26 protein-coding genes and 3 tRNA genes are annotated in these 25,925 nt (G+C 58.6%); 14 read left to right on the forward strand and 15 right to left on the reverse strand.

The window, feature by feature from the left end; all coding sequences use genetic code 11:
- Positions 1 to 15 precede the first annotated feature (15 nt).
- The 6 genes from B9Z51_RS03700 (at position 16) to B9Z51_RS03725 (ending at position 5,353) form a co-directional block, all read left to right on the forward strand.
- The gene (locus tag B9Z51_RS03700; RefSeq protein ID WP_158272818.1) at positions 16 to 1,188 is read left to right on the forward strand and encodes an ABC transporter substrate-binding protein; all 1,173 of its coding nucleotides are present in this window, start codon (positions 16 to 18) and stop codon (positions 1,186 to 1,188) included.
- A gap of 63 nt (positions 1,189 to 1,251) precedes the next feature.
- Positions 1,252 to 1,339 (forward strand) — tRNA-Ser (locus B9Z51_RS03705).
- Positions 1,340 to 1,603: 264 nt separating this feature from the next.
- Positions 1,604 to 3,166 carry a glycosyltransferase family 39 protein gene (locus B9Z51_RS03710; RefSeq protein ID WP_108371867.1) on the forward strand — a complete coding sequence of 521 codons (1,563 nt, stop codon included), beginning with the start codon at positions 1,604 to 1,606 and terminating at the stop codon, positions 3,164 to 3,166.
- Positions 3,167 to 3,205: 39 nt separating this feature from the next.
- Positions 3,206 to 4,300 carry an LPS export ABC transporter permease LptF gene (gene lptF, locus B9Z51_RS03715; RefSeq protein WP_108371869.1) on the forward strand — a complete coding sequence of 365 codons (1,095 nt, stop codon included), beginning with the start codon at positions 3,206 to 3,208 and terminating at the stop codon, positions 4,298 to 4,300.
- A gap of 115 nt (positions 4,301 to 4,415) precedes the next feature.
- Positions 4,416 to 4,784 (forward strand): hypothetical protein, encoded by a 369-nt coding sequence (locus B9Z51_RS03720; protein ID WP_108371871.1) that lies wholly within the window; start codon positions 4,416 to 4,418, stop codon positions 4,782 to 4,784.
- Positions 4,781 to 5,353, forward strand: coding sequence for a hypothetical protein (locus B9Z51_RS03725; RefSeq protein ID WP_108371873.1), 573 nt, complete (start codon positions 4,781 to 4,783; stop codon positions 5,351 to 5,353). Before B9Z51_RS03720 ends, B9Z51_RS03725 begins: the two co-directional genes overlap by 4 nt.
- 9 nt (positions 5,354 to 5,362) lie before the next feature.
- On the opposite strand, the gene hemW is transcribed toward B9Z51_RS03725, so the two are convergent.
- From hemW to rph, 3 genes are read right to left on the reverse strand one after another with little or no spacing between them, the layout of a single operon-like run.
- Complete coding sequence (gene hemW / locus B9Z51_RS03730; RefSeq protein WP_108371874.1) at positions 5,363 to 6,571, reverse strand: radical SAM family heme chaperone HemW; 1,209 nt, start codon at positions 6,569 to 6,571, stop codon at positions 5,363 to 5,365.
- Positions 6,572 to 6,574: 3 nt separating this feature from the next.
- Positions 6,575 to 7,177: an RdgB/HAM1 family non-canonical purine NTP pyrophosphatase gene (rdgB, locus tag B9Z51_RS03735; RefSeq protein ID WP_108371876.1), complete on the reverse strand. Its 603-nt coding sequence runs from the start codon at positions 7,175 to 7,177 to the stop codon at positions 6,575 to 6,577.
- Positions 7,178 to 7,196: 19 nt separating this feature from the next.
- Complete coding sequence (rph, locus tag B9Z51_RS03740) at positions 7,197 to 7,958, reverse strand: ribonuclease PH (protein ID WP_108371878.1); 762 nt, start codon at positions 7,956 to 7,958, stop codon at positions 7,197 to 7,199.
- 164 nt (positions 7,959 to 8,122) lie between these two features.
- Between rph and B9Z51_RS03745 the strand changes: the two genes are divergently transcribed.
- The 4 genes from B9Z51_RS03745 to B9Z51_RS03760 all read left to right on the forward strand — a co-directional run bounded on the left by B9Z51_RS03745 (position 8,123) and on the right by B9Z51_RS03760 (position 12,272).
- Positions 8,123 to 9,049 carry a YicC/YloC family endoribonuclease gene (locus B9Z51_RS03745; protein ID WP_199227438.1) on the forward strand — a complete coding sequence of 309 codons (927 nt, stop codon included), beginning with the start codon at positions 8,123 to 8,125 and terminating at the stop codon, positions 9,047 to 9,049.
- A 12-nt stretch (positions 9,050 to 9,061) separates the two neighbouring features.
- Entirely contained in the window at positions 9,062 to 9,682 is a 621-nt protein-coding gene (gene gmk / locus B9Z51_RS03750; RefSeq protein ID WP_108371881.1) for a guanylate kinase, read from the forward strand.
- Between the two features lie 18 nt (positions 9,683 to 9,700).
- A complete protein-coding gene (rpoZ, locus tag B9Z51_RS03755; RefSeq protein ID WP_019425866.1) occupies positions 9,701 to 9,901 on the forward strand; it encodes a DNA-directed RNA polymerase subunit omega in 201 nt (66 codons plus the stop codon).
- A 112-nt stretch (positions 9,902 to 10,013) separates the two neighbouring features.
- Entirely contained in the window at positions 10,014 to 12,272 is a 2,259-nt protein-coding gene (locus B9Z51_RS03760; RefSeq protein ID WP_199227439.1) for a bifunctional (p)ppGpp synthetase/guanosine-3',5'-bis(diphosphate) 3'-pyrophosphohydrolase, read from the forward strand.
- Positions 12,273 to 12,278: 6 nt separating this feature from the next.
- Here B9Z51_RS03760 and greB read toward each other — a convergent pair whose 3' ends face one another.
- The 7 genes from greB to B9Z51_RS03795 all read right to left on the reverse strand — a co-directional run bounded on the left by greB (position 12,279) and on the right by B9Z51_RS03795 (position 18,198).
- Positions 12,279 to 12,833, reverse strand: a complete 555-nt coding sequence (greB, locus tag B9Z51_RS03765; protein ID WP_108371885.1) for a transcription elongation factor GreB — start codon at positions 12,831 to 12,833, stop codon at positions 12,279 to 12,281.
- A gap of 78 nt (positions 12,834 to 12,911) precedes the next feature.
- Positions 12,912 to 12,988, reverse strand: a tRNA-Arg gene (locus B9Z51_RS03770).
- Between the two features lie 54 nt (positions 12,989 to 13,042).
- Complete coding sequence (locus tag B9Z51_RS03775) at positions 13,043 to 14,560, reverse strand: ABC transporter substrate-binding protein (RefSeq protein ID WP_108371887.1); 1,518 nt, start codon at positions 14,558 to 14,560, stop codon at positions 13,043 to 13,045.
- Positions 14,561 to 14,580: 20 nt separating this feature from the next.
- On the reverse strand, positions 14,581 to 15,393 hold the full coding sequence (locus B9Z51_RS03780; protein WP_108371889.1) for an ATP-binding cassette domain-containing protein: 813 nt from the start codon (positions 15,391 to 15,393) through the stop codon (positions 14,581 to 14,583).
- On the reverse strand, positions 15,390 to 16,400 hold the full coding sequence (locus tag B9Z51_RS03785; RefSeq protein WP_108371891.1) for an ABC transporter ATP-binding protein: 1,011 nt from the start codon (positions 16,398 to 16,400) through the stop codon (positions 15,390 to 15,392). Before B9Z51_RS03785 ends, B9Z51_RS03780 begins: the two co-directional genes overlap by 4 nt.
- Positions 16,397 to 17,242 (reverse strand): ABC transporter permease, encoded by an 846-nt coding sequence (locus B9Z51_RS03790; protein WP_108371893.1) that lies wholly within the window; start codon positions 17,240 to 17,242, stop codon positions 16,397 to 16,399. The genes B9Z51_RS03785 and B9Z51_RS03790 overlap by 4 nt, the downstream gene beginning before the upstream one ends.
- Positions 17,239 to 18,198 (reverse strand): ABC transporter permease, encoded by a 960-nt coding sequence (locus B9Z51_RS03795; RefSeq protein ID WP_108372702.1) that lies wholly within the window; start codon positions 18,196 to 18,198, stop codon positions 17,239 to 17,241. The genes B9Z51_RS03790 and B9Z51_RS03795 overlap by 4 nt, the downstream gene beginning before the upstream one ends.
- Positions 18,199 to 18,258: 60 nt before the next feature.
- On the opposite strand from B9Z51_RS03795, the gene B9Z51_RS03800 reads away from it, so the two are divergent.
- Entirely contained in the window at positions 18,259 to 19,278 is a 1,020-nt protein-coding gene (locus tag B9Z51_RS03800; protein WP_108371895.1) for a P1 family peptidase, read from the forward strand.
- A 150-nt stretch (positions 19,279 to 19,428) separates the two neighbouring features.
- Positions 19,429 to 19,513 (forward strand) — tRNA-Leu (locus tag B9Z51_RS03805).
- A gap of 92 nt (positions 19,514 to 19,605) precedes the next feature.
- Here B9Z51_RS03805 and B9Z51_RS03810 read toward each other — a convergent pair.
- The 4 genes from B9Z51_RS03810 to B9Z51_RS03825 all read right to left on the reverse strand — a co-directional run bounded on the left by B9Z51_RS03810 (position 19,606) and on the right by B9Z51_RS03825 (position 22,715).
- Entirely contained in the window at positions 19,606 to 20,310 is a 705-nt protein-coding gene (locus B9Z51_RS03810; protein ID WP_108371897.1) for a metallophosphoesterase, read from the reverse strand.
- Between the two features lie 15 nt (positions 20,311 to 20,325).
- The gene (locus B9Z51_RS03815) at positions 20,326 to 21,213 is read right to left on the reverse strand and encodes an esterase family protein (RefSeq protein ID WP_199227440.1); all 888 of its coding nucleotides are present in this window, start codon (positions 21,211 to 21,213) and stop codon (positions 20,326 to 20,328) included.
- Between the two features lie 141 nt (positions 21,214 to 21,354).
- Complete coding sequence (locus B9Z51_RS03820) at positions 21,355 to 21,756, reverse strand: RNA-binding S4 domain-containing protein (RefSeq protein WP_108371902.1); 402 nt, start codon at positions 21,754 to 21,756, stop codon at positions 21,355 to 21,357.
- Positions 21,756 to 22,715, reverse strand: a complete 960-nt coding sequence (locus tag B9Z51_RS03825; protein WP_108371904.1) for an SDR family oxidoreductase — start codon at positions 22,713 to 22,715, stop codon at positions 21,756 to 21,758. The genes B9Z51_RS03820 and B9Z51_RS03825 overlap by 1 nt, the downstream gene beginning before the upstream one ends.
- A gap of 47 nt (positions 22,716 to 22,762) precedes the next feature.
- Here B9Z51_RS03825 and B9Z51_RS03830 point away from each other — a divergent pair, with 47 nt between their 5' ends.
- Both B9Z51_RS03830 and B9Z51_RS03835 read left to right on the forward strand, forming a co-directional pair.
- On the forward strand, positions 22,763 to 23,803 hold the full coding sequence (locus B9Z51_RS03830; RefSeq protein ID WP_108371906.1) for a CDP-6-deoxy-delta-3,4-glucoseen reductase: 1,041 nt from the start codon (positions 22,763 to 22,765) through the stop codon (positions 23,801 to 23,803).
- A 235-nt stretch (positions 23,804 to 24,038) separates the two neighbouring features.
- Positions 24,039 to 25,001 (forward strand): tripartite tricarboxylate transporter substrate binding protein, encoded by a 963-nt coding sequence (locus B9Z51_RS03835; RefSeq protein ID WP_108371908.1) that lies wholly within the window; start codon positions 24,039 to 24,041, stop codon positions 24,999 to 25,001.
- Positions 25,002 to 25,124: 123 nt separating this feature from the next.
- On the opposite strand, the gene B9Z51_RS03840 is transcribed toward B9Z51_RS03835, so the two are convergent.
- Positions 25,125 to 25,925: an SDR family oxidoreductase gene (locus B9Z51_RS03840; RefSeq protein WP_108371910.1), complete on the reverse strand. Its 801-nt coding sequence runs from the start codon at positions 25,923 to 25,925 to the stop codon at positions 25,125 to 25,127.

Consider the following 25,925-nt stretch of genomic DNA (forward strand, 5'->3'; position numbering starts at 1 on the left):
AACCAGGAGACAACCATGAAACTCAGCAGAAGACTTCTCATCCTCAGCGCCGCGGGCGCCCTCATGGCCTCGGCGCAGGCCCAGACCTCACAAGGTGTCAGTGACACCGAAATTGTGATCGGCACCCACATTGACCTGTCCGGCCCGGCAGCAGCGGGCATGCCCATGCTGCGCAACGGCATGCAGTTGCGCATCGATGAACTCAACGCCGCAGGCGGTGTGCATGGTCGAAAGATCAAACTGATCGTGGAAGACAACGCCAGCCAGCCCCAACAAGCGGTGCGGGCAGTGCAAAAACTGATCAAAAGCGACAACGTGCTGGCCATCGTGAACCCCTTCGGTTCCGGTCCCACAGCGGCCACCGTGAAAATGGCCACCGATGCAGGGGTCATGGTGTTTGCGCCTTGGGCCGCCTCAGGCATCATCCAGAAGGTCAGTGCCAACAGCCCCTTGCTCTTCACCACCGTCCAAAATTACGACACCACCACCGCCAACGGCCTTTCCTGGGCTGTCAAAAACTGGAAAAGCCAAAAAGTGGGGGTGATTTATCAGGAAGGTCCATTCGGTGACCTGGTCAGAGCAGGTGTCAACCAAGCCCTGAAAGACGCAGGCCAAACCGTGGCCGCCGAAGCCGCCTACAAAGTGGGCGACATCGACTTCTCGTCCCAGGTGGCCAAGATGAAAGCCGCCAACGTCGATCTGATCGTGGCAGGCACCCTGGTGCGCGAGTCGGTAGGCGTCATGACCGAAGTGAAAAAACTCAACTGGAGCCAAGTCAAGGTCCTGACCACCATTCCAGGTCGCTCGACCATCGTGGCCAAATTGGGCAAAGAGGCGACCGAAGGCATGTATGGCATCGGTGGCTGGAAATTGCACGACCCGGACACCAGTGACGCTGCGGCCAAGAAGTTCATGACAGACTTCAAAGCCAAGTTCAACATGGATGCCGATGAAAACGCCGCCAATGCGTATTCCTACACTTCGTGGTTCATTGCCGGGCTGCAAGCGGCCGGTCGCAACCTGAACTCCCAATCCCTGGCCAAGGCCATGCCCGCTGTGGCCCACCAGGATTTCACGACCTTTTCGCGCCAGACCTTCGTGAACAACCACGTCGGTCAGGAACTGGCCTCGATCGATCAGATCAAGGGCGGCAAGTGGGTGCAAATTGCACCACCCAGCGGCAAGTGATCACCTGACGGGCCCGTTCCATGTGATCGGGCCCGGCGATGCTTTACAATACCGGCCATCGACGGAAGCGTGGCAGAGTGGTCGATTGCAACGGTCTTGAAAACCGTCGACTCGCAAGGGTCCGTGAGTTCGAATCTCACCGCTTCCGCCAGCATTCCAGAATGCGACCATTTCTGCACCCTTGCGCCTATGAGGCGCATTTTTTATGCGCGAATCGGTGCAAATGCGATCCAATCATTGATTGACCTCAGACGCTGCATGCACACCGTCATATTCCTAAGGCATGGACAAGACATGTTGAGCGCTGGCTGCGCAAGGCGCTCAAGTTACACTGGCCTGTTGATGATTCTGATGGCCCGCAAGCCATGAGCCGTCCGACGAAGATCACCGCAAAACCACCCATCGCGCTTAACCAATGACAGAGAACAAAAAGTCCTGGCTGACCATCGCATGCATCTGGCTATTGCTGCTGATCCTCGCGACCATCAGACCCTTGTCCCTGCCGGATGAGGGGCGTTACGCAGACATTGGCCGCTGGATGTTCCTGTCTGGCGACTGGTTGGTTCCCCGGCTCAATGGCATCCCGTTCTTTCACAAACCCCCTTTGCTGTATTGGTTGCAAGCCGAAGTTTTCAGCCTCATGGGCGTGCATGTTTGGACGGCTCGGCTGGTCACCGCTGTCCACGCCCTGATCATGCTGAGCTGTGTCTACCTCGGCGTGCGGCACATTCAGGGCGATATCACAGCCCGTAAAGTGAGCATGGTGCTGGGCTCAAGCGTGGGTTTTTTGATTGGCGGTCAGTACATCAACCATGATTTTTTGGTGGCGACCTGGATCACGGTGGCCATTGGCCTGTTTGCCATCTCTTTGAAAGATGACGATCAGCCGAATGCCCTTTGGGCTCGGCTTGGCTTTGTCGCTTGCGGCCTGGGTGTTTTGAGCAAAGGCTTGATCGGTGTCGTGCTGCCCGGCATGGTGATGTTGCCCTGGGTGCTCATGACCGGCAAAACCCGCCAGCTGATCCACTTTCCCTGGATCAGCGGCCTGCTGTTGCTCGCCTGCACCGCCATGCCCTGGATGCTCGAAGCGCAAAGGCATTACCCGGAGTTCTTTGACTATTTCATCATCGGACAGCATTTTTCCCGTTTCAGCGGAAACCAATTCAACAACCAGCAAGCCTGGTGGTTTTACCCCGGGGTCATTGCGATCTTCATGTTTCCATGGGTGATTTTCATCGCCTGGAATGCATTGCAAAAACTCCTCGTGTGGCGCCCCTTCGGCGACAAAGGCCTGACTCAGCGCGATCCCTGGACTGCTTTGGCCTGGATCTGGCTGTTGATGATTCTGCTTTTTTTCTCGCTGCCAACTTCCAAACTGATGGGCTACATCCTGCCCGTCATTCCACCGGTCGCCCTCCTGGCGGTCTACAGCTGGAACCAGCTCACTTCTCAGAAAAAATCCGCACCGTTCTGGTTCACGGGGCTGTGTGGCTTGAGCATGGCGTTCGCCATCGGTGGCAATTTCCTGGCCCGTTACAACAGTCTGGAAGATGCCGCGCTGGATACCGCCCAAAAATTGACCTGCCTTTCAGCCCCCAAGGATCCAGTGTTTGTCACCGGAGACTATCCCTTCGATGTGCCGTTTTTGGCCAATCGCTCCCAAGCATTGATTGTGGTTGAGAACTGGGATGAGGCCCGCCGCAATTCAGGAGACAACTGGCGGAGGGTATTTTTTGAAGGTGCAGACTTTGATCCTGCATCGGGCAAGGTCCTGCAAAACCCGGATGTCCTGCAACAGTCTTCATCAGATGTCCGGTGGCTGATCACCCCTGCACAGTTTCAATTGACACCGGCCATGCAAACTGTCTGGCAAATCGCTTTCGAGGAAAAGGCCTGGAAGCTTTGGCGCTCAGGCCCCACGCCATCGGACACCGGTGCAGCGCATTGTGGTCCCCCCCGGACAAACGGCAAGCCATGAGCCATCCTGCTTTGACAGCCTTGGATTGAGGGAGGCTCCGTGGTTTTTCAGTCCTCGCTCCGTAAGGATCTCGCCCAATCGTTCGTGACCACTTTGGTGGTTCTGCTCACTGTGGTCATGACCAACATGCTGATCCAGACACTGGGGCAAGCCAGTCAGGGAAGCATTAACCCCTCGGATGTTCTTTTGGTCATGGGATTCACGGCACTGGGTTATTCCGCCACCTTGCTGACCTTGAGCCTGTTTCTTTCTGTGGTGTCTACGCTTTCACGCATGTACAGTGACAGTGAGATGGTGATCTGGTTTTGCAGTGGTCGTAGCCTATTTTCTTTTGTGCGGCCCATATTGCGGTTTGCTTGGCCCATCTTGCTGGCCATATTTTTCTCGGCCTTGGTGGTTTGGCCATGGAGCAACCAGAAAATTCAGGAGCTCAAAAACCGCTTTGAATCCAGAAGCGATGTGGAACGTGTAGCCCCTGGAAAATTCCAGGAGTTCTCGGGCGGCAAAAGTGTATTTTTTATCGACAAGGAAAATACTGGCAGTTTGGCTGGCACCAACGTCTTTGTGTCCACCACGGATGGTGACTGGCAAGTCATCACCACAGCACAGCAGGGCCGTGTCGACAAAATCAAAGACGAGCGTTTCTTGAAACTGCAAAATGGTCAACAAGTCTCGCTCAATACTGTTACGCATGAAACCCGCATCACCTCCTTTGAGAACTACCAACTGCTGATCAGCGAACAGGCAACGACGGCCTCCAGTGCTCTGGCCAATTACATGGTGCACAGCCTGGAACTGATCCAGAGCCCCAATGAGTCGCGCATGGGTGAGCTTTTTTGGCGAATCGGACAAGGTCTTTGCGCGCTGAATCTGGTGTTTTTGGCTGTCGCCTTAGCGGCAGTCAATCCAAGAGCGGCCAAAAGTTACCATTTGATGAAGGCCATTCTGACCTTCATCATTTACTACAACATGATCAATTTCGGACAACGTTGGATTGCTGAAGGACGCATGTCACTCACTTTGCTGTTGATCTGCCTACACGGATCTGCTGCTTTGTTCGCCTCCCTGTGGATCATGACCCGCCAGTCCAACTGGACGATCAGACTTTGGCTCTTTCGACGTCAAAATATTTAATGATGAGGAATAAAACGGTATTTAGGGAATTTCCTAAAAATGCAGGCACCCGATCCATCCAACTGTGTTTTCATGGTTAATTGAATATTTCAATTTGATTGATAAAATCAACCTCATGGAAAAAATCGATAGTCCTTTTGCCACTGCTTACTTGCGATTTTTGCAATTGACGCGGGTCATTAAAGCCTTACCGGCAGGCATGGAGATGGATGCCAATGAAAGCGCGCTTTTGCACGCCGTGGTTTTGCGTTGGTACGAAAATCAGCCCATGACCGTGCGTGAGGCCATTGGTCTGGCGCAATTAGGCTCTCCGGCCACCTTGCACAAGCGCATTACGCGCCTTCGCGAAAAGGAAATGCTCGGCACCCTCAATCTGGAAGGTGATCGACGAGCCAAGTTTCTGATTCCAACACCGCGCACCATCGAGTATTTCAGCCATCTCGGCCAATCCATGCAGCAGGTACATCAAAGCTTGGCTGCATGAGAACGACTGTCCAGGAAGCTTTACAAACCGCAATGCTGATGCTGGCGAGCGCGGCTTTGTTTGCAGTTTTCTTCCAATTCAACGCCTGGATTTTCTCCGCGCTGGAATACCGCTCCGGGATCAATTGGGTCTTTTTGCCCTCCGGTTTTAGGGTCATTCTGGTGCTGATCCTGGGTTTACCTGGTGCTGTCGGCATCATGCTGGGCACTTGGTACATTGACCGAATGGATCTCAGCAATGAATTCATTTGGCTGGCCTTGTGCAATGGCCTCGTTTCCGGGTGGACACCGTGGCTGACTCTCAAGTGGTTTGAGAAACGCAAAATGATCAGCCTGCACTTAAATGACATGACGGTGCAACAACTGCTGAACTTCACCATGGTCTATGCCGCAGCCAACGCCTTGGCACACCACGGCATCTGGCTTTTACTTCACCGAGTCAACATCAATGGGTGGGTCGATGTGTGGCCCATGTTCGTTGGCGACATGACTGGCGCGCTCTTGATGCTTTACGCATGGAAGCTGCTGCTCAAGTTTGTCAAACAAGGGCTGCCCCTTCCCAAGAAATGAAACAGTTTTTCAGGCGTTTTCGCTCAAAAAGAGCGCCTGCAAATCGCTCAAAAAATCAAAGCCCCGTTCAGTCGGCCATACCTGATTCAGGTCACGCCCTATCAAGCCCAATCGTTCCGCCTCTTGCAAGCCCTTTTGCAGACTGGTCATCGCCAGGCCCGTGCGGTCGACAAAGTCCGTCAGGGCAAAGCCTTTGCGCAGGCGCAAGGCATTGAGCATGAATTCAAATGGCAGGTCTTGACGGGAAACTTCCGTGCTTTGGGTCACGGGCTCGCCTTTCGCGGCTTGCTGCATGTACAGCTGAGGCTCGCGGTAACGCACCTGACGCACCACGCGGTGTGCAAAACTCAGTTTGCTGTGTGCCCCTGCGCCAATGCCCAGGTAATCCCCAAACTGCCAATAATTCAGGTTGTGCGCACATTGGTGACCTGACTTTGCATAGGCCGAAACCTCATAGCGTGACAAGCCATGCGCCGCCGTCAACTCGGTGATGGCGTCCATCATCTCGTAAGCCAAATCATCTTCAGGCAGCACCGGTGGGAACTTGGCAAAGACTGTGTTCGGCTCAATCGTCAGGTGATAGATCGAGATGTGCGGTGGCGCAAATGCCAGTGCAGTCTGCATGTCCTGGCTCAAATCATCCAAGGTTTGACCGGGCAAGGCATACATCAAGTCAAGGTTGAAGGTGTCAAACACCTGCGCCGCCTCGGTCACGGCGGCCAAGGCCTGATCGCGGTCATGCACCCGCCCCAACGATTTCAGATGGTCATTGTTGAAGCTCTGCACCCCAATGGACAAACGGGTGATTCCAGCTTGTCGGAAAGCCTTGAAACGGTCTTTTTCAAACGTCCCTGGATTGGCCTCCATGGTGATTTCGGCATCAGGCGCCAAACGCAAACGCGCACGGATGCCACCGATCAAACGATCAATGGCTTCGGGAGAAAACAGACTGGGCGTTCCGCCCCCCAAGAACACGGTCTGAATGCTGCGCCCCCAAATCAGAGGCAAGCTGGCCTCCAAATCGGCCAGCAAAGCGTCCACGTATTGGTCTTGAATGGCGCGATCATCGCCTGCTCGCCACTCATGCGAATTGAAATCGCAATAAGGGCATTTTTTGATGCACCACGGCAAATGCACATACAGCGAAAGCGGCGGCAACGCATTCAACTGCAACACACCCGGGCGCATCGCATGGACGGGATCCAGCGGATGGGTCATGCGTCAAATCATCCAGCGTTCACGCATCAGGGTCAACATGGCCTGTGCGGCTCGGCCACGGTGGCTGTTGGCATTTTTCACCTCCACGGGCAACTCGGCAAAAGTCTTGCCAAATTCCGGGATGAACATGATGGGGTCAAAACCAAAACCATTCGTGCCGCGTCGCTCTCGGGTGATCTCCCCGACCACGCGGCCGACTGCGATCAAAGGCTCGGGGTCATCGGCACTGCGCACAGCCACCAGCGTGCTGACCATGGCGGCACGTCGCTTGTCGATGCCCTGCATTTGCTCCAGAAGCGCTGTGACGTTGTTGTCATCACTTTTGGCGTAACCAAAACGAGTGGCGTAGTAAGCCGTGTCGACGCCTGGCTGCCCACCAAAGGCATCCACGCACAGGCCCGCATCATCTGCCAAAGCAGGCAAGCCGCTGAGCTGAGCTGCATGGCGTGCCTTGGCCAGCGCGTTTTCAACAAAGGTTTTGAAAGGCTCTTCGGCCTCGGGAATGTTCAATTCAGACTGGCGCACCAAAGTCATCTGCAGCGGTGCGAACATCGTTTGCAGTTCGGCCAATTTGCCCACATTGTTGGAAGCAAGAACGATTTTCATGGACGCGTCCAAGCGCCGATCAGGCGGAGAAGGTCAAGGTTTGGGGTTCGTCATGCGCCTTTTGTTGCAAACCAGCCAATTGGGCAATGCCTTTTTCGGCCAAAGCCAGCATGCGGTCCATCTCGCTGCGGGTGAAAGCCACACCTTCGGCCGTGCCTTGCACCTCGACAAAATGACCCGAGCCGGTCATCACCACATTCATGTCGGTGTCGCAAGCGGAGTCTTCGGGGTAATCCAGATCCAGCAAGGCGGTGCCCGCTTTCAGCCCCACCGAAATGGCTGCCACCCGGTCAATGATCGGCGACTCTTGCAGCTTGCCGGTGGTCATCAGCCAACTGACCGCATCTTGCGCGGCCACAAAAGCCCCGGTGATGCTGGCCGTGCGCGTGCCCCCATCGGCTTGCAGCACATCGCAGTCGAGGTTGATGGTGCGCTCCCCCAATTTTTTGAGGTCAAACACCGCCCTCAGCGAGCGGCCAATGAGGCGCTGGATTTCTTGGGTGCGGCCACTTTGCTTGCCACGGGCAGCCTCACGGTCGCCACGGGTATGCGTGGCGCGGGGCAGCATGCCGTATTCAGCCGTGACCCAGCCCTCGCCACTGCCTTTTTTATGGCCAGGCACTTTCTCTTCCACCGAAGCCGTGCACAAAACGCGGGTCTGGCCAAACTCGATCAACACCGAGCCCTCGGCGTGAATGGTGTATCCACGGGTGATGCGCACTGGACGCAAGGCATCGGCAGCGCGGCCGGTTCGGACATAAGTGGAAGCGGTGGTGTTCATGAAGGTGCTCGGAATGGTCCTGGACGGCACCCTATCGAGGAAATGAATCGGGTGGTCAGGCGAGAGTTTGAGATAATGCCTCGTTTGATGCTCAGCTGCCCGGCTGGGCATCTGCAGCGCTCAAAAGCCAAGTTGGCCAAGCGCTGTCACAAGGAACCTGATTGATGCCAGTTTACAGTATGACCGGTTACGCCAGCGTGCAGCACAGCCCGCTGCCCGTAGACGTCGAGACCCCCGCCACAGCGGTGGCGCCAGCCCCCACTGCACGACTCGGGCTTGAAATCCGCTCGGTCAACAGCCGCTTTCTGGACCTGAGCTTTCGCCTGCCTGAAGAGCTGCGCCAACTCGAACCTGCTCTGCGTGAACTGATCACACGCCACATCAAGCGCGGCAAGGTTGAAGTTCGTGCCAGCCAGGACGCAGGCGATGGCGCTGTTTTGCAGGCCCCCAATCACCAGGCACTGCAGAAAATCGCCGCCCTGCAAGACAAGATTCAGGACTGGTTGCCCAAAGCCCGTGACTTGAGCGTGGCCGATGTGCTGCGCATGACAGCGGGCAGCTCGGGTCCCATCGCGCTCGACGAAGCCGCCTGGCTCCAACTGGCGCAAGCGGCGGTGGACGCCTTGCGCGATGCCCGTGCCCGAGAAGGCGCTCGCCTGACCGATATGCTGCAAGGCCACATTGGCCAACTGCGCAGCTTGGCCGAACAAGCCGGCCCCTTGGTGCCGCAGCTCGTTGAGCAACAGCGCCAACGTTTTTTGGAACGCTGGAAAGACGCCATGGCGCTGGCCGACGGCAGCCACCTGCCAGAAGCGGCTCAAGACCGCGCACTGACCGAAGCCACCGCGTTTGCCATCCGCATTGACGTGGCCGAGGAGTTGACGCGCCTGCGCTCACATCTGGATGAGATCTCCCGCTTGCTCCAGAAAGGTGGCGACATCGGCAAACGCCTGGACTTCCTGATTCAGGAACTGCACCGCGAAGCCAACACCCTGGGCTCCAAATCGGCTGTGCTGGAAATGACCCGGATTTCCGTGGACATGAAAGTGCTGATCGAGCAAATGCGCGAACAAGTCCAAAACATCGAATAAGCCATTGACACCATGGAATACCCAGGAAACCTATTCGTAGTGGCCGCCCCCAGCGGGGCTGGCAAATCCAGTCTGGTCAAAGCTTTGATGGAGCTCGACTCAGGCGTGCACCCATCGGTCTCACACACCACCCGTGCGCCACGAGGTCAGGAAAAGCACGGTCGGGAATACTTCTTTGCCTCACACCAGGAATTTGATGCGATGGTGCTGGCGGACGCCTTTGTCGAGTGGGCCAATGTGCATGGTCAGCGCTACGGCACCTCCAAGAAAATGATTGAAGAGCGCATGGCACAAGGCTCCGATGTAGTGCTGGAAATTGATTACCAGGGCGCCATACAGATCAAACAGATGTATGGCAATGCCGTACTGATCTTCATCCTCCCCCCCAGCTGGGAAGAATTGCGCTCAAGGCTGGAGCGCCGAGGTGAAGACGCCCCAGACATCATCGAGTTGCGCATGCAAAATGCCGCGGTGGAGCTGGCCCAAGCCAAGGAATTCGACTTCGTTATAATCAATGAAGTTTTTGAGCGTGCTTTGTTTGACCTCAAAGCCATCGTTCATGCCCAAAGGCTCAAATATCCCGCCCAGCGGAGAGCCCGCGCAGACACATTCGAGGCGCTGCATCTCGCCTAACCTGAAGGAAATTCCACCATGGCCCGTATCACTGTTGAAGACTGCCTGGAGCAGATCCCGAACCGCTTCCAACTGGTGTTGGCGGCCACCTACCGCGCTCGCATGCTGAGCCAGGGCCACACCGCCCGCATTGAAAGCAAAAACAAGCCTGGCGTGACGGCTTTGCGCGAGATTGCAGCAGGCAAAGTCGGCATCGAAATGCTCAAGCGCGTTTCCTGATCCGCCCCAGCCTGGCTGGCCAGGTCATCGAAAGCCCCAGTAATGGGGCTTTTTTTCGTCTGCGCATCAAGTCACGGACGGCTTCAGTTACATTGATGTCATGAGCTCCCTCATGCCCCCCTCCCCTCAAACTGGTCACAATCGCCATGCCGCGGTGAGTCCTGCCTCCGCCAATGCGGCGGCAGCCAGTTTTGCGGCTCTGACTGCCAGACTTGATTACCTCAGCGCATCCGATGCAGAAATGGTGCGCAAAGCTTACAAATTTGCGGATGAGTCCCACCTGGGTCAAATGCGCAAAAGCGGCGAACCTTACATCACCCATCCGATTGCGGTGGCAGCGCTGTGTACCGAATGGAAGCTGGATGCGCAAGCCTTGTCGGCCGCCTTGCTGCACGATGCCATGGAAGACTGTGGCGTCACCAAAGTCGAACTGATTGAACGCTTTGGCGCTCCGGTTGCCGAACTCGTTGATGGACTGACCAAGCTCGAAAAGCTGGAATTCAATACCCGCGAAGAAAACCAGGCCGAGTCATTTCGCAAAATGCTCCTGGCCATGGCGCGCGATGTGCGGGTGATCCTCATCAAGTTGGCGGACCGCACGCACAACATGCGCACCATGTCAGACATGCCGCGCAGCAAATGGGGACGCATCGCCTCCGAAACGCTCGAAATTTATGCGCCGATCGCGCACCGTCTGGGTCTGAACCAGATCTACCGGGAACTGCAGGACTTGTCTTTCAAGCACTTGCTGCCATGGCGCTATGCCGTTCTGACCAAGGCCGTATCGCGCGCTCGCAACCGTCGACGTGACCTGATCCAAAAGGTGCAAGCCGAAGTGGAATCCGTCTTTTCTCAAGCGGGCATGGACGTGCGCATCAGTGGTCGCGAAAAAACGCTTTACTCCATTTACAAAAAAATGGATGACAAGCACCTGAGCTTCGCACAGGTCACCGACATTTACGGCTTTCGAGTCATCGTTCCGTCTGTCATCGACTGCTACACGGCCATGGGCTTGTTGCATCAGATTTACAAACCGGTCCCCGGCAAATTCAAAGATCACATCGCGATTGCCAAAGTCAATGGTTACCAATCCTTGCATACGACGCTGGTAGGACCGTCTGGCGTGAATGTCGAATTTCAGATGCGCACCGAAGCCATGCACTTGGTGGCCGAATCAGGGGTCGCCGCACACTGGCTTTACAAGGAAAACAGCCATGCAAAAGCCCAATCGGATCGGTTGGGCACACAATGGCTGCAATCACTGCTGGACATTCAAAGCGAAACCCGGGATGCAGCCGAGTTCTGGGACCACGTCAAAGTCGATTTATTTCCCGATGCGGTCTACGTCTTTACGCCAAAAAGCCAAATCATGGCCTTGCCGCGCGGGGCCACCGTGGTGGACTTTGCCTACGCTATTCACAGCAGCGTGGGTGACCACGCCATGGCGGCCAAAATCAATGGTGAGCAAGTACCCCTTCGCACCGAGTTGAAAAATGGCGATGTGATCGAGGTGATCACCGCCCCTGTATCCTCCCCCAACCCCGCATGGCTGGGCTTTGTGCGCACGGGTCGCGCCCGCTCCAAAATCCGCCACCACCTCAAGACCATGGCGCAAACCGAGTCCGTTGAGCTGGGTGAAAAACTGCTCAACCAAGCCCTTCGTGCCGAAGGGATTGACGAGTTACCTACAGACGATGCAAAGATGCAACCTTTGTGGGACAAGTTGCTGCGTTTTACAGGCAACAAGAATCGGCAAGATTTATTGATGGATTTGGGCTTGGGCAAACGCATTGCCAGCATCGTGGCCAAACGCCTGGTCTTGCTGGTTGGCGAATTGGGACAAAAACCCGATGCCTTGTTGATGACCCGTGAACGCTTTACGGCCCATGAAACTGTGTCACAAGGCGCCATCACACTGGATGGCAGCGAGAACGCCTCAGTGGTTTATTCGCGTTGCTGCCGCCCACTGCCAGGCGATGCCATCCTGGGCTATCTCGGTCGGGGCGAGGGCTTGGCCGTCCACCGCCGCGATTGCACAATCGCCCTAAAACTGGAACACAAGGACAGCGAACGGTTCATCGGTGTCGAATGGTCAGATGAGCCAGTGCGCAACTTTGAAACCGCCATCGAAGTTACAGTGGTCAATGGCAAAGGTGTATTAGCCCGCGTGGCTGGCGCACTGGCCACTGCTGAAGCCGACATCGTGCATGTGGACATGGGACAGGAAACGCCTCAGGACGCGGCCGAATTGAGATTTGTGATTGCCGTCAGAGATACATCCCACTTGGACAGTGTGCTGCGCCAGCTCAAACGCACAACGTCGGTCATTCAAGCGAGCCGCCAAACCACCACAGGCACTACAGTCAGCTGACACCTTTCATGCAGGGGATGGATAACTCACCTGCAAAACTTCAATGGCCATGACGCCTGAAGGCGTCACCAGCTGAAGTTCATCACCTTCACGCGACTTGATCAATGTGCGCGCAATGGGCGACACCCAACTGACTTGGCCCTTCAAACTGTCGGCCTCATCGATGCCCATGATGGTGACTGTGCGTTCAAGCCCGGAGGGCTCCAGATAAGTGACGGTGGCGCCAAAGAACACCTGGTCACTGCCATGGTGAACCGAGGGATCGACCACCTCGGCCATTTCAAGGCGCTTGGTCAAGAACCTTATGCGACGGTCAATCTCGCGCAAACGTTTCTTGCCGTAAAGGTAGTCACCATTTTCTGAACGGTCACCGTTGCTGGCTGCCCAATGCACGATCTCCACCACCTTGGGGCGCTCATCGTCGATCAAGGAAAACAACTCAGCCCGCAAGCGGGCATATCCAGCAGGCGTCATGTAATTGCGCGTGCCTGTCGGTAAAGCGGGCAAGCTCACTTCATCGTCGTCGTCAGAATCGGTTTCTTTGGTGAAAGCTTTGCTCATGGGATGAAGGCCAATGATGCGACATGTGGAACCCACAAAGAGAAAAAGCCCACAACTTTCGTTGTGAGCTTTTCAATATGGTGCGGCTGGCAGGAATCGAACCCACGACCCCTTGGTTCGTAGCCAAGTACTCTATCCAGCTGAGCTACAGCCGCGCTATGCATTGAATTATAGCGGCATTTTTAGCCGCTTTTGAGACGGGGCTCAAATTATTGCCAAGAAACTGCAGCAATGTCGTTGGCAAAAATGGGCGAGCTGGACCACAGGCCTTTCAAGCCTTTTCGGTACACCGCGGTGTTGGACGCATTGAACAAGAAAACGTTCACCGCATCGTTGGCAATCATGCGCTGCATGTCACCAAACAATTTGGTGCGCTCCTTGGCACCGGTGGCCTCTGAATGTTTGGCCGACAACTCACGAAATGCCTTGCTGTCGTAACCCCAGTAATACTGAGGGTTGGCATAGGCCATGTAGTCCAGCGGCTCCACATGGTTGATGACCGTCAGATCAAAGTTGCCCTTGAACGCACCACCCAACCATTGAGCCCACTCCACGTTTTCAATCTTGGCATTGATACCGACCTTGGCCAGCTGGGCGGCCAGAATTTCTCCGCCTTTGCGTGCATACGGCGGTGGGGGCAAAGTCAGCGTCACGTTCAAGGGTGTCTGAACCCCGGCCTCCTTGAGCAAGGCCTTGGCTTTTTCCGGGTCGTAAGCATACAGGCCACTCAACTCCACATAGCCCGCGTCGGTCGGTGCCATGTGGCTGCCAATCGGTTTGGCCATGCCTTCAAACACACCGTCGATGAATGCTTTTTTATCGACCGCATACGACAAGGCACGACGCACACGCACATCGTCAAACGGCTTCTTGCGGTTGTTGATCGTCATGATGCCCTTGCCAGCGGTGCTGCCCAACTCAACCACAAAGCGCTTGTCACTTTGAAATTGCTTGAGGCTCTGAGGGGACTGAAAGCGCGGCATGCCGTCAATGTCTCCGGCCAGCAAAGCCGCCACTTGCGCTGCCGAGTCATTGATGAAGCGGAAGGTCACTTTCTTGATCTTGACGGCCCCTGGATCACGGAAACCATCCCATTTGGACATTGAAATCGAGGACCCCTTGGCCCATGAGTCCAGTCTGTAGGGGCCAGTGCCCACGGGTTTGGTCGCCGCATTGGCCGCACTGTTGGGATGCAAAATCACAGCCGTGTTTTCACCCAGGCGGAACAGGAAGTTGCCATCAGGGTTGTTGAGCACCATGACCACCGTGTGGGCATCAGGCGTGGCGATGTGGCTGATGTTGTTGAACACCGACTTGGCCTTGTTGGTGCTCTTTTCATTTTTGGCGCGCTCAAAACTGAACTTCACCGCCGAGGCATCAAAGTCCGAACCGTCTGAAAACTTCACGCCCTTACGCAACTTGAAGGTGAACGCCTTGCCATCTGCATCCATCTTCCAACTCTCTGCCAGCAAGGGCGTGATGGCGCCATCGACGTTGATCTTGGTCAAGCCCTCCAGAATGTTGTAGTGCACCACTTCCCCAATGGCTGCAGCCGGGGCCATGGTGGGGTCCAGGCTGGTCGGCTCCAAAATCATGCCCAACACCAGACTGTCTTTGCGCACTTGGGCTTGAGCCAGTGAAGGCATCACCCAGCTTGCGCCAGCCAGCAAGGCCACCGCGCACCAGCCGATCGAGCGACGCGTCAAAGCGTGTTCATTGAATTTCATAAGGTCTCCTCAAAAACGGGTTAATTCTGTCCGGGTACAGCAGCGATCAAAGCCTGCGTGTAAGGATGTTGCGCATGCCTGAACACCTGCTCGGCACCGCCATGCTCCACCACATGGCCCGACTGCAAAACCAGCACATCGTCGCACATGAGGTTGATGACAGCAAGGTCATGGCTCACAAACAAATAACTCAAGCCATACCGGTCCTGCAAATCCAGCATCAAATTGAGCACCTGCGCTTGCACGGAGACGTCTAGGGCGCTCACAGGCTCATCGGCCACGATCAAGGACGGCCGCGTGATCAAAGCCCGCGCAATGGCAATGCGTTGTCGCTGCCCACCTGAAAACTCATGCGGGTATTTGTCCAGATCAGACGTCCGAAGACCCACTTCAGCCAAGGCTTGCGCCGCACGCTCACTCAACTCATGCTGCCCATGATGCGACAAGGTTTCCAGGGGTTCCGTCACGATCTGGCGCACCTTCTGGCGGGGGTCGAGGGAGCCATACGGGTCCTGAAAAACCATCTGGAACCGCGGTCGCACCTGGCGCAAAGCAGAGGCGCTGAGTTGGTGCAAGTCCACGCCCTCCAGCAAGACTTGGCCTTCAGTGGGTTTGTCCAGGGCCATCACCAACCTGGCCAGCGTGGACTTGCCAGAACCCGACTCGCCCACAATCCCCAGACTGCGCCCGGCCTCCAGGCGAAAACTGACATCGGACAGCGCCTGCAAACTGCCCGCAGGCCCCAGCAAGGATGTCCGCGGCAAGGCAAACCGCTTGCCCAAATGCTTCACCTCCAGCAAGGGAGCTGCCTTCACCGCGCGATCGGTCCTCATGACAAACTCCAACGCGGACAACTCACTCGGTGCGCTGTGTCCGTCGGCACACAAGGGGCAATGGTTTGCGCCAGCACAGGCGCCCTGCGGCAATCCTCGACCGCCCATGCGCAACGGTCTGAAAAAGCGCAACCCGCAGGCAGGTCCCTCAACTCGGGCACGCTGCCTGCAATGGTCTCCAGGCGACTGCCGCGTGGCAAGCCCAGCCTGGGCCGCGCCGCAAACAAGCCTCGGGTGTAGGGATGCGCCCTTTGCGCAAACAACTCTGGCGTAGCGGCTTCCTCGACCACGGTGCCGCCGTACATCACCATCACGCGATCGACCTGGTCCTGCATCAGCCCCAAGTCATGGCTGATCAGCACCAAGCCCATGCCATCTTCCCGAACCAATTGCTTGATCAGTGCCAAGACCTCTTTTTGCACGGTCACATCCAATGCCGTGGTCGGCTCGTCCGCAATCAGCAAATCCGGACCACACGCCAAGGCGATCGAAATCATCACCCGCTGACGCTGTCCGCCAGACAACTGGTGGGGATATGCCTCCAGCCGCTCGCGGGCACGCGGCAGTTGCACACGCTCCAGCAACTCCAGGGCTTTGGCCTTGGCTTGCGCCGCCCCCATGTTCTGGTGCAAGCGCAAAGGCTCTGCAATCTGCCGCCAGATCGGATGCAGCGGGTTGAGCGCCGTCATCGGCTCCTGAAAAATCATGCCCATGCGTGCGCCGCGCAAACGGCCATACGCCGCATCGGCCATGCCCACCAACTCGGTGCCTTGAAAACGGATGGACCCGCTGACCTGCGCCTGCTCTGGCAGCAAGCCCATCAAAGCCAGCGCCGTCAGCGACTTACCGCAGCCACTTTCACCAATCAAGCCCAGTGTCTGACCCCGCTCCAGCTTGAAGCTCACCTCCCGCAAAGCCTGCGCCCGACCACGGGCCGTGGGCAAACTCACACGCAAGTCCTCGACCTGCAACAAGGGCTGGAGCACGTTGTGGGTCTCGGCGCTCATCTTTGCCTGGCCAAACGGGGGTCCAGCAAATCACGCAAGCCATCGCCCATCAGGTTCAAACCCAAAACAGCCAGGGCAATCGCGACCCCGGGATACACCGCCAACCAAGGGGCCTGAAACATCTGCGACTGCGCCTCATTGAGCATGCGCCCCCAGCTCGGTTGCGGTGGCTGCGTGCCCAAACCCAGATAGGACAAAGCAGCTTCGGCCAGAATGGCAATGGCAAACTGGATCGTGGCCTGCACGATCAGAACGCTCAAGATGTTGGGCAACACATGCTCGCGCGTGATGCGCCAAGCACCCTTGCCCGCCGTACGGGCAGCCGCACAAAAATCCCGCGACCACACGGCATTTGCCGCCCCACGGGTGATGCGCGCAAACACCGGGATGTTGAAAATACCGATGGCCACCACGCTGACCACCAAACCCGGCCCATAAATGGCAGACAGCATGATTGCCGAAAGCAAGGCGGGAAAGGCGAAGGTCAAATCAGCGGCCCGCATGACCAGCTCCTCCACCCAACCGCGACGCGCCGCAGCCAGCAAACCCAAAGGCACACCGGCCCCCATGCCAATCCCGACGGCAATCAAACCCACCCACAGCGAATTCTGGCTGCCCACCAACAACAAGCTCGCAATGTCCCGCCCCAGACTGTCGGTGCCCAGCCAATGCGCTGCACCGGGCGAAGCCAACTTGTTGGGAATGTCGATATCAGCCACCGGGTAAGGTGACCAAAACGCCGACACCAGCGCACTGAGCACCAGCAAAAAGACCATGCTCCCCCCCGCCACGAAACTGGGATGGCGCAAAGCACGGCGCCATGACGCATTCAGCCGTCTCATGCAGCACCTTTCAAACGGGGATCAATCCAGACATACAAGACGTCGATCAAAAAATTGATGACGATGACCATGACCGACAGCAACATCACCACATCGCGCACCACGATCAAATCACGGTTGGCAATGGCCTGAAAAATCAGGCGCCCGATACCCGGCAAGACAAACACGTTCTCGACCACGATCGCGCTGGTGATCAGGTTGCCAAACTGCAAGCCCATTACCGTGAGCACCGGAATCATGGCATTGCGCAACACATGCCGCCACAGCACCTGCCTGCGGCTCAGGCCTTTGGACCGGGCCGTGCGCACAAAGTCCTCGCGCATCGTCTCCAGCACGGCCGAGCGCGTCACCCGCGTCAAAATGGCCGTCTGCACTGCCGCCAACGCCATGGCAGGCAAAAGCAAAGCCTTGACCGCCTCCAAAACCCCACCGCCGGATTCTTCGGTCCAGCCCGGAAAGCCCCCTGCACTGACCCACTCCAGATGCACGGCAAACAGCAAAATCAGCAAGATGGCCAACCAGAAATTGGGCAGTGCCAAGCCCAACTGACTCAAACTCATGACGCCGACATCCCCTGCGCGGTTTTGCCTGGAAGCGGCATAAATGCCCAGCGCCAAGGACAGCACCACCGTCAGGCCCATGGCCATGATCGCCAAAGGCAAGGTCACTTGCAGGCGCTCGGCCATCAATTGCACCGTGGGGGTCTCATAAGAAATGCTGATGCCCGAGCGCCCGGCCAACATGCCGCCGACCCATTGCACATAACGGACGCTGGCGGGTTGATTCAGACCCAGCTTTTCTTCCATCGCCGCCAAAGACTCGGGCGTGGCTGTCTCGCCCAGAATCACCTGCGCGGCATTGCCGGGCAGCAACTCCAGCACAGCAAACACAATGACCGAGGCGGCCACCAGCGTCACCACAAAGCTGATCAGTCTTTTCAGGAAAAATAAGGACACACGTTCGCCTAAGATGAAGCACACCACGGAACCCATGCACCATTCAAAACGAGCACGCCCATGACATCTCAAAACATTGTAAACACAGGCCATGGCTCGCTGGTGGATGTGCCAGGCTTGCAAATTGGCCACTTCACCCACAGCCAGCGCTTGACGGGCTGCACCGTGGTGCTGGCCCCTGACGGCGCGGTCGGTGCGGTGGATGTCCGGGGCGCCGCCCCTGGCACACGCGAGACCGATTTACTCGACCCCGCCAACCTGGTCGAACGGGTGCATGCCGTGCTGCTCAGCGGCGGCAGCGCATTCGGACTGGACGCCGCCAGCGGCGTGATGCGCTGGCTGGATGAACACCAAATCGGCTTTGAAACCCCCTATGGAAGGGTGCCGATCGTACCTGCTGCGGTGCTCTTTGATCTGCCCGTGGTCCGGCCCGGTGACTCGCCCAACATCCGGCCCGATGCAGCAGCCGGTTACGCTGCCTGCCAAGACGCCTCATCCCAGCCACCGGCCGCAGGCAATGTGGGCGCCGGTGCGGGTGCCAGTGTGGGCAAACTCTTTGGGATGGATCGCGCCATGAAAGGCGGCATCGGCCATGCCAGCGTGCGCACAGGCCCTTGGGTGGTCGCCGCCCTGATCGCCTGCAACGCCGTCGGTGACGTGCTCGACCCGCACACCGGCCAAATCATTGCCGGAGCCAGAAGCGCCGACGGCACCACACTGCTCGATACACAAAGCGCCCTGCTCAGCGGCAACCCTGGCAGCCGCCCGCTGCCTGGCACCAACACCACCATCGGCGTGGTGGGCACCAACGCCACCCTGAGCAAAGCGCAGGCCAAACGCCTGGCCATGAGTGCCCACGACGGCCTGGCCCGCAGCATCCGCCCAGCTCACACCACCCTCGACGGCGACACCCTCTTTGCCTTGGCCACCGGCACCGAAACCCGAACAGCCGACCTGATGCTGCTGACCGTCATGGCCGCACAAGCCACTGCCTTGGCCACACTGGACGCCATCCAGAAGGCGCAAGGCATTGCAACGACCTTGGGCTATTTACCGGCCGCACGGGAACTCGTGGCCTGATTGCTCGCCCTGTGAAGACCCATCAACCCTCCACCGGATCGCCGCAGCCGATCCATGGAAGACGGGATGACATGGAATTTGCAAAGTTCCGCAACGCAAGCGACAAACAGGCCCAAATTTGTGTCATAATTTGCGTCTTCACAAATACCTGCCCGGGTGGTGAAATTGGTAGACTCAGGGGACTCAAAATCCCCCGCCGCAAGGCGTGCCGGTTCGAGTCCGGCCCCGGGCACCAGATCAAGCCTCCAGTTCCGACGAACTGGAGGCTTTTTTCTTGCCAGCACCTATCCCCTTGCGCATGCCTGTGACATGCGCTGTCAACCGCCCTCAAGCCCCAACACCGGGCTCCATCACCTCGATGTGCCCAGCCAAGTCCACTGCGGTCACGCCGCGCATGGGCACGCCCACGGTCATGAAGCCTTGTTCGGCCCAATGGGCGCGGCTGTCCAGGCTGTCGTGCTGGTGGCCGTGCACCACCAGACGGGCGCGCATGTCGCGGGCCAGGGTGTCCAGGGCGGCAAAGCCGTGGGGGTGGTAACCAGGGGCTTCGTGCAGCACGAGCACATCGCAACGTTGTGCGCGCAGTTGCTCAAAATGCGAGGGATACAAGGTGGACCAATGCCGCAAATGGGGGCCATTGCGCCAGCGGTCTTGGCGAGGGGTGCGTGCGGCGTGGGCCTGCGGGTTGTCGTAGACCGGTGCCTGTGCATGCTTGGGATACCAGACGGCTCCGCGAAACACCCCGCCCAGACCGGCCAGCCGCACATCGCCGGGCAGGGTGTGCACGCTGGCATGCACCAAGCGCTGGGCGTAGCGCGGGTTCCAGGCGTGCTCGGCAGCCTGCGGGGTGTCGGTGTCGTGGTTGCCCAGGATGTACCAGGTGCGTTCCATCAAGCCGGGCAGCACTTCGTCCAGCGGCTGCTGCAACTCCATATCACCCAGGATGATGATGGGGGCCTCTGGCAAACGCTTTGCGGCGCGCACGATCTGTTCAAACTGACCGTGGGGGTCGCCGCAAAAGAGAAAGGTCATAGGCTTTGGAAAAAATCAGGGTTTGGTGCCGATGGGCCAGACAGCAAAGCGGGTCATGTACTTGATCGCGTCGCCAATGCTGTCGCGCCACACAGACCATTCATGGTCACCATCCACCACGCGGTACTCGACCATTTTGGGCTGGTACTCAAAGAGCTTCTGGAACAGTCCGGCCGCATGGTACGCGATGGAGAAGGTGTCGTGGTCGCCGCTGTTGATGTACATGGGCACCACCAGTTTTTTGGCTTTGTAGGTGTCCAGGTTGGCGGTGTAGTTCAGGCGGTCCCAGCTGGCTTGGTCAAACTTACCATCTTTCTGAAAGGGGGCCACGCGCATGGCCGAAGAGTGCGAGGGGGGCGTGGGGCTGTAGATGGCCGGGCTCAAGGCCGCCGCCGACACAAACATTTCCGGGAATTTCATGACCGCGTTGGCCGTGCCAAAGCCGCCCGCCGACAAGCCAGCCACCATGCGGCCTTCGCGTGCGCTGATGGTGCGGTAGGTGGCGTCAATGTGGGGGATCAGCTCCTTGATCAGCGCATCTTCCGCTCTGTCTTTGTTGCCATTGACCCACCAGCTTGAGCCCGCTCCGGGCATGACGATGATGAAGGGCTGCACACTGCCTGACTGGATCAGCTTGTCCACTGTGGGGTGGACCTGGCCACTGACCAGCCATTCGTTTTCATTGCCGCCGTTGCCATGCAGCAGGTACAAAACGGGGTAACGCAGACGCCCGTTGTCGTAGCCGTCGGGCAAATAGATCGTGTATTTGAAATCGGCATTCAAGGCCGCTGATTTCATGCTCCGCGCCGTGACCTCACCGGCCGTGGCCGCCGACAAATGGATCAGGCACAGGGCCAGTCCACAAGCCATGGCGAATCGTTTCATGAGTCCGAATAATTTCATGGTCATCCTTAAAGTGAATCTGAGGAAATACGTGGGTCTGTGCGCCCGTTCAGCGCAGGAGACTCTTGCACTTTGAGGGTTCAGCACAGGCCGGTCTGTCACATCACGGACAGCCGTGGCGGGGCGGCGCTCTCCAACACCTCAATCTATCCCGGCACTCCAACGGTCATCCCATGTGCGCTCGATCTGCCTGCGGTCGCGCTTGGTGGGCCTGCCTTGCTCAATGCTCAGCGCAGGCTCGCGCGCCAGGCGGTGCTGCTCGGCCGCCTCGGCTCGGGCCTGGATGCTTTCAGGCGTCTCGGTGTAGAGCAGTTGCGCAACCGGCGCTGGGCCACGCACACCACTGAGGCCTTGCACCACCACCGTGCGCTGGATGGCTCCTTGCCGCAAACGCACCGTGTCTCCGGGTTTGACCTCTTTAGAGGGCTTGGCGTCCTGGCCATTGACCTGCACACGGTTCTTGCCGATTTCGTCACTGGCGATGCTGCGGGTTTTGTAAAAACGTGCGGCCCACAACCATTTGTCGATGCGCAAGGAATTCATCAGCCCTCCGAAAACAAAGCGCCTTGCGGGCTCAGGCCGTCACGCACATGCGGGTAAAGCAGCTTGAGCCTCAACTCTTGCTTCATGCGGGTGTTGTCCAGACGGCGAGACTCGTTCATGAAACTCAGCAGCATCAGCGGCAGCGCCGCATTGGCATCGCGGCGCGACAAGCGGGGTGGGCGGGTCAAGCCATACAGATCTGCGGCCAAATCAAAGTAGTCGCCCATCTTGAGGTCGGTGTCGTCCGTGACGTTGACCACCCGCTGCGCTTTGCCGCGCCACAAGGCGGCCGCGCAAGCGCGGGCCAGGTCATTGGCGTGGATGTGGTTGGTGTAGACGTCTTCCTTGGCCACCAGCACCGGCGTGCCTTTGAGCAAGCGCCCGCGCGGCGTGCCGCCCTCGCGGTCTGGCGCATAAATACCGGGAATGCGCAAGACGCTCACCCGCACGCCAGAGCGGCCCAAAAACCGCATCGCGGCTTCGGCATCCACCCGGCGCTGGGCGCGCGGGGTGTGCGGGTTCACAGCCCGCGTCTCGCTGACCCGTTGCCCGCCGCAATCGCCATAAACGCCCGTGGTCGAGCCATACACCAGCGCCAAAGGAGGCGTGCGCAAGCGCAGCACACGCCCCAGCGCCACGCTGCGCAAATCCCGCTCCGAGTCGCCCTGGCGCTCTGAAGCCGGGGGGGCCAGATGCAGCACCCGATGCGCCAGGCCCGCCAGCCGCTTCACACTGCCCGGATCATCCAGATCGCCCAGCAAAGGCGTGATGCCGCAGGCCCTGAGTAAGCGAACGCGCTCAGGCGATGAGGTCAGGGCCATCAAGCGCACCCGCTGGCTTTGCGGTGCGCCCAGCTGGCCTGCGGTGCGCAAGCCCACATCGCCACAACCCACGATCAAAACACGCTGACGGCGAAAGCGGGCGGGCAAGGCGCCCAGGGGGGTCTGGTTTGAAGGCAAAATCAGGGGTTCCGGGTCAAAGACAACCCCTCAAGGATACCGAAAAGATGAGCTTCCAAATTTCCGTGCAGCCCAGTGGCCGCAGCTTCACCGCCGATGACAACGAAACCCTGCTGGCCGCTGGCATTCGTCAGGGCATTGGCCTGCCCTATGGCTGCAAGGACGGGGCCTGCGGCTCGTGCAAATGCAAAAAGATTTCGGGCACCGTGGTGCACGGCCCGCACCAGTCCAAAGCCCTGAGCGACGAGGAAGAAGCCCAAGGCCTGGTGCTGACTTGCTGCGCCACCGCCCAAAGCGATGTGGTACTCGAATCCAAGCAAGTGACGGCTGAAGGCGGCTTGCCCGTCAAGAAGATGCCCGTGCGCGTGGTCAGCCTGGAGAAAAAATCGCACGACGTGATCGTGCTGAAACTCCAGTTGCCCGCCAACGACGTGATGAAGTTTCACGCCGGTCAGTACATCGAATTTTTGCTGCGTGATGGTTCGCGCCGCAGCTACAGCATGGCCAATGCGCCGCACACCCTCGAAGTGGCCCCGCCCACGGTGGACCTGCACATCCGCCACATGCCTGGCGGCAAATTCACCGACCCGGTGTTCACCACCATGAAAGAAAAAGACATCCTGCGTGCCGAAGGCCCGTATGGCAGCTTTTACCTGCGCGAAGACAACGACAAACCCATCGTGCTGCTGGCTTCGGGCACCGGTTTTGCGCCCATCAAGGCGCTGATCGAGCACATGCAGCACCGCGGCATCACCCGCCCGGCCACGCTGTACTGGGGCGGTCGCCGTCCGGCTGACCTGTACATGGCCGACTGGGTCGAGGCCCGCCTGGCCGAGATGCCCAACCTGAAATATGTGCCCGTGATCTCGAACGCCGAGGTTGAAGACAACTGGACTGGCCGCGCAGGCTTTGTGCACCAGGCCGTGCTGCAGGACTTCCCGGATTTGTCGGGCCATCAGGTCTATGCCTGCGGTGCGCCCATCGTGGTGGACTCGGCCAAGCGCGACTATGTGGCGCAAGGCGGTTTGCCCGAAGAAGAGTTCTACGCCGACTCGTTCACGTCTGAGGCGGACAAGGCCAAGGCCTGAGCCAGCCGCCGACCTACAAATACCTCCCCCTGTAGGTCGGTACCTTCAGGTCCGACATTGCAGGCTTCGGCAAACGCCCATGTCGGGGCTGAAGCCACCGACCTACAAAAACCGCCCCCGTAGGTCGGCACCTTCAGGTCCGACATTGGTGGTTTCGGCGCAGGCACCTGTCGGGGCTGAAGCCGCCGACCTACAATTTGGCGCTGTTTTGGCTCATCTTTCTTAAGGACACCCCATGCAACGCCGTGATTTTTGCTTGAGCACTCTGGCCGCTGCGCTGCCAGCCTGGAGCGGGGCTCAGGGCAAGCCGGTCCGCATCATCGTGCCCTATGCCCCCGGTGGCCCCATCGATGTCACGGCGCGGGCCTTGGCCGAGCGCGTCAAGGACAGCTTGGGCACCGTCATCATTGAAAACCGCCCCGGCGCAGGGGGCAATTTGGGCGCCGACCTGGTGGCCAAAGCGGCGCCCGATGGCTTGACGATAGGCATTGCGGCCACCGCCACCCATGCCATCAACCCCTGGCTGTTTGCCAAGATGCCCTATGACGCCAGCCGTGACTTTGCGCCCATCACGCAAATGCTGCGCGTGCCCAATGTGCTGGTGATGAACGCCGACACCGCCCAACGCCTGAACATCCACACCCTGGCCGATCTGGTCGCCTATGCCAAGGCCCACCCGGCCAAGCTGAATTTTGGGTCTGGCGGCAACGGCAGTGCGGGCCATCTGGCCGGTGAAATGTTCAAACGAGCCGCTGGTGTTTTTGCGGTGCACATCCCCTACAACGGCGGCAACCCGGCGCAACTGGCTTTGCTGTCGGGTCAGGTCGATTTCAACTTCGACAACTTGGCCACCGCAGCCCCCAACATCAAGGCGGGCAAACTCAAGGCCCTGGCCGTGACCACAGGACAGCGCAGCAGCGCCCTGCCCGACATCCCGACCATGAGCGAAACCCTCCAAGGTTTTGAAATTGACACCTGGTGGGGCCTGGTGGCCCCCGCGGCCACGCCCCGCGATGTGGTGCAGCGGCTCAACAAGGCTTTTGTGGCAGCGCTGCAAACACCCGAAACCCAAACCCGCTTTGGCATGCTGATGGCCGAGCCCGTGGGCAATACGCCCGAACAGTTTGGCGCCTTCATGAAAAAAGAGCTGGCCCGCTACGAATCCGTGGTCAAAGCCAGCGGTGCCCGGGTCGACTGAGCTCCCGGCCAACGTGATCGGTCCGCGTGGAGTCGTCGGGGTCTTCGACCGCCGACCTACGAGTAGACTACTTGTCGCTTTGCCTTGTAGGTCGGTACTCGCAGAGTCCGACACCCTTGCGGATCAGTACGTGCCGGGATACGCCCCACCATCGGCCAACACGTTCTGGCCTGTCATGTAGGCCGCGTGCTGGCTGCACAAAAAGGCGCAGATCGCACCGAACTCCTGCGGGTTGCCGTAGCGACCAGCGGGAATTTGCGCCTGCTGGATGGCGCGCATTTCTTCCACCGTCTTGCCCTGCTTTTGCGCCATGGCGGGCAGCGTGGAACGGATGCGGTCGGTGTCGAACTTGCCGGGCAGCAAATTGTTGATGGTCACGCCCTGCCCTGCGATCTTGCTGCGCGATGTGCCGGCCACAAATCCGGTCAGGCCACTGCGGGCGCCATTGGACAAGCCCAGCACATCGATGGGCGACTTCACCGAGCTGGAGGTGATGTTCACAATGCGGCCAAAGCCGCGTGCGGCCATGCCGTCCACCGTGGCTTTGATCAGCTCAATGGGCGTGAGCATGTTGGCGTCGATGGCCTTGATCCAGGCCTCGCGGTCCCAGTCGCGGAAGTCGCCGGGGGGTGGGCCGCCTGCGTTGGTAACCACGATGTCGTAGTCTTTGCCGGGACCACCGGCCACCTTCCAGATCGCTTCGCGTCCGGCTTCGGTGGTGATGTCTTGCGCCACTGCGATCAGTTGCACACGGCCTGCGGTTTCGGCGCGCAAGTCGTCGACGGCCTTGTTCAGCACTTCGGCGCCACGCGCCACCATGACCACGTTGACACCTTCAAGTGCCAAGGCACGCGCACAACCCCAGCCCAAGCCTTTGCTCGCGCCGCCCACCAAAGCCCATTTGCCTGCAATGCCCAAATCCAT

Origin of the sequence: Limnohabitans sp. T6-5 (genome assembly GCF_003063315.1) — a bacterium.
Taxonomy (GTDB): Bacteria; Pseudomonadota; Gammaproteobacteria; order Burkholderiales; family Burkholderiaceae_C; genus Limnohabitans_A.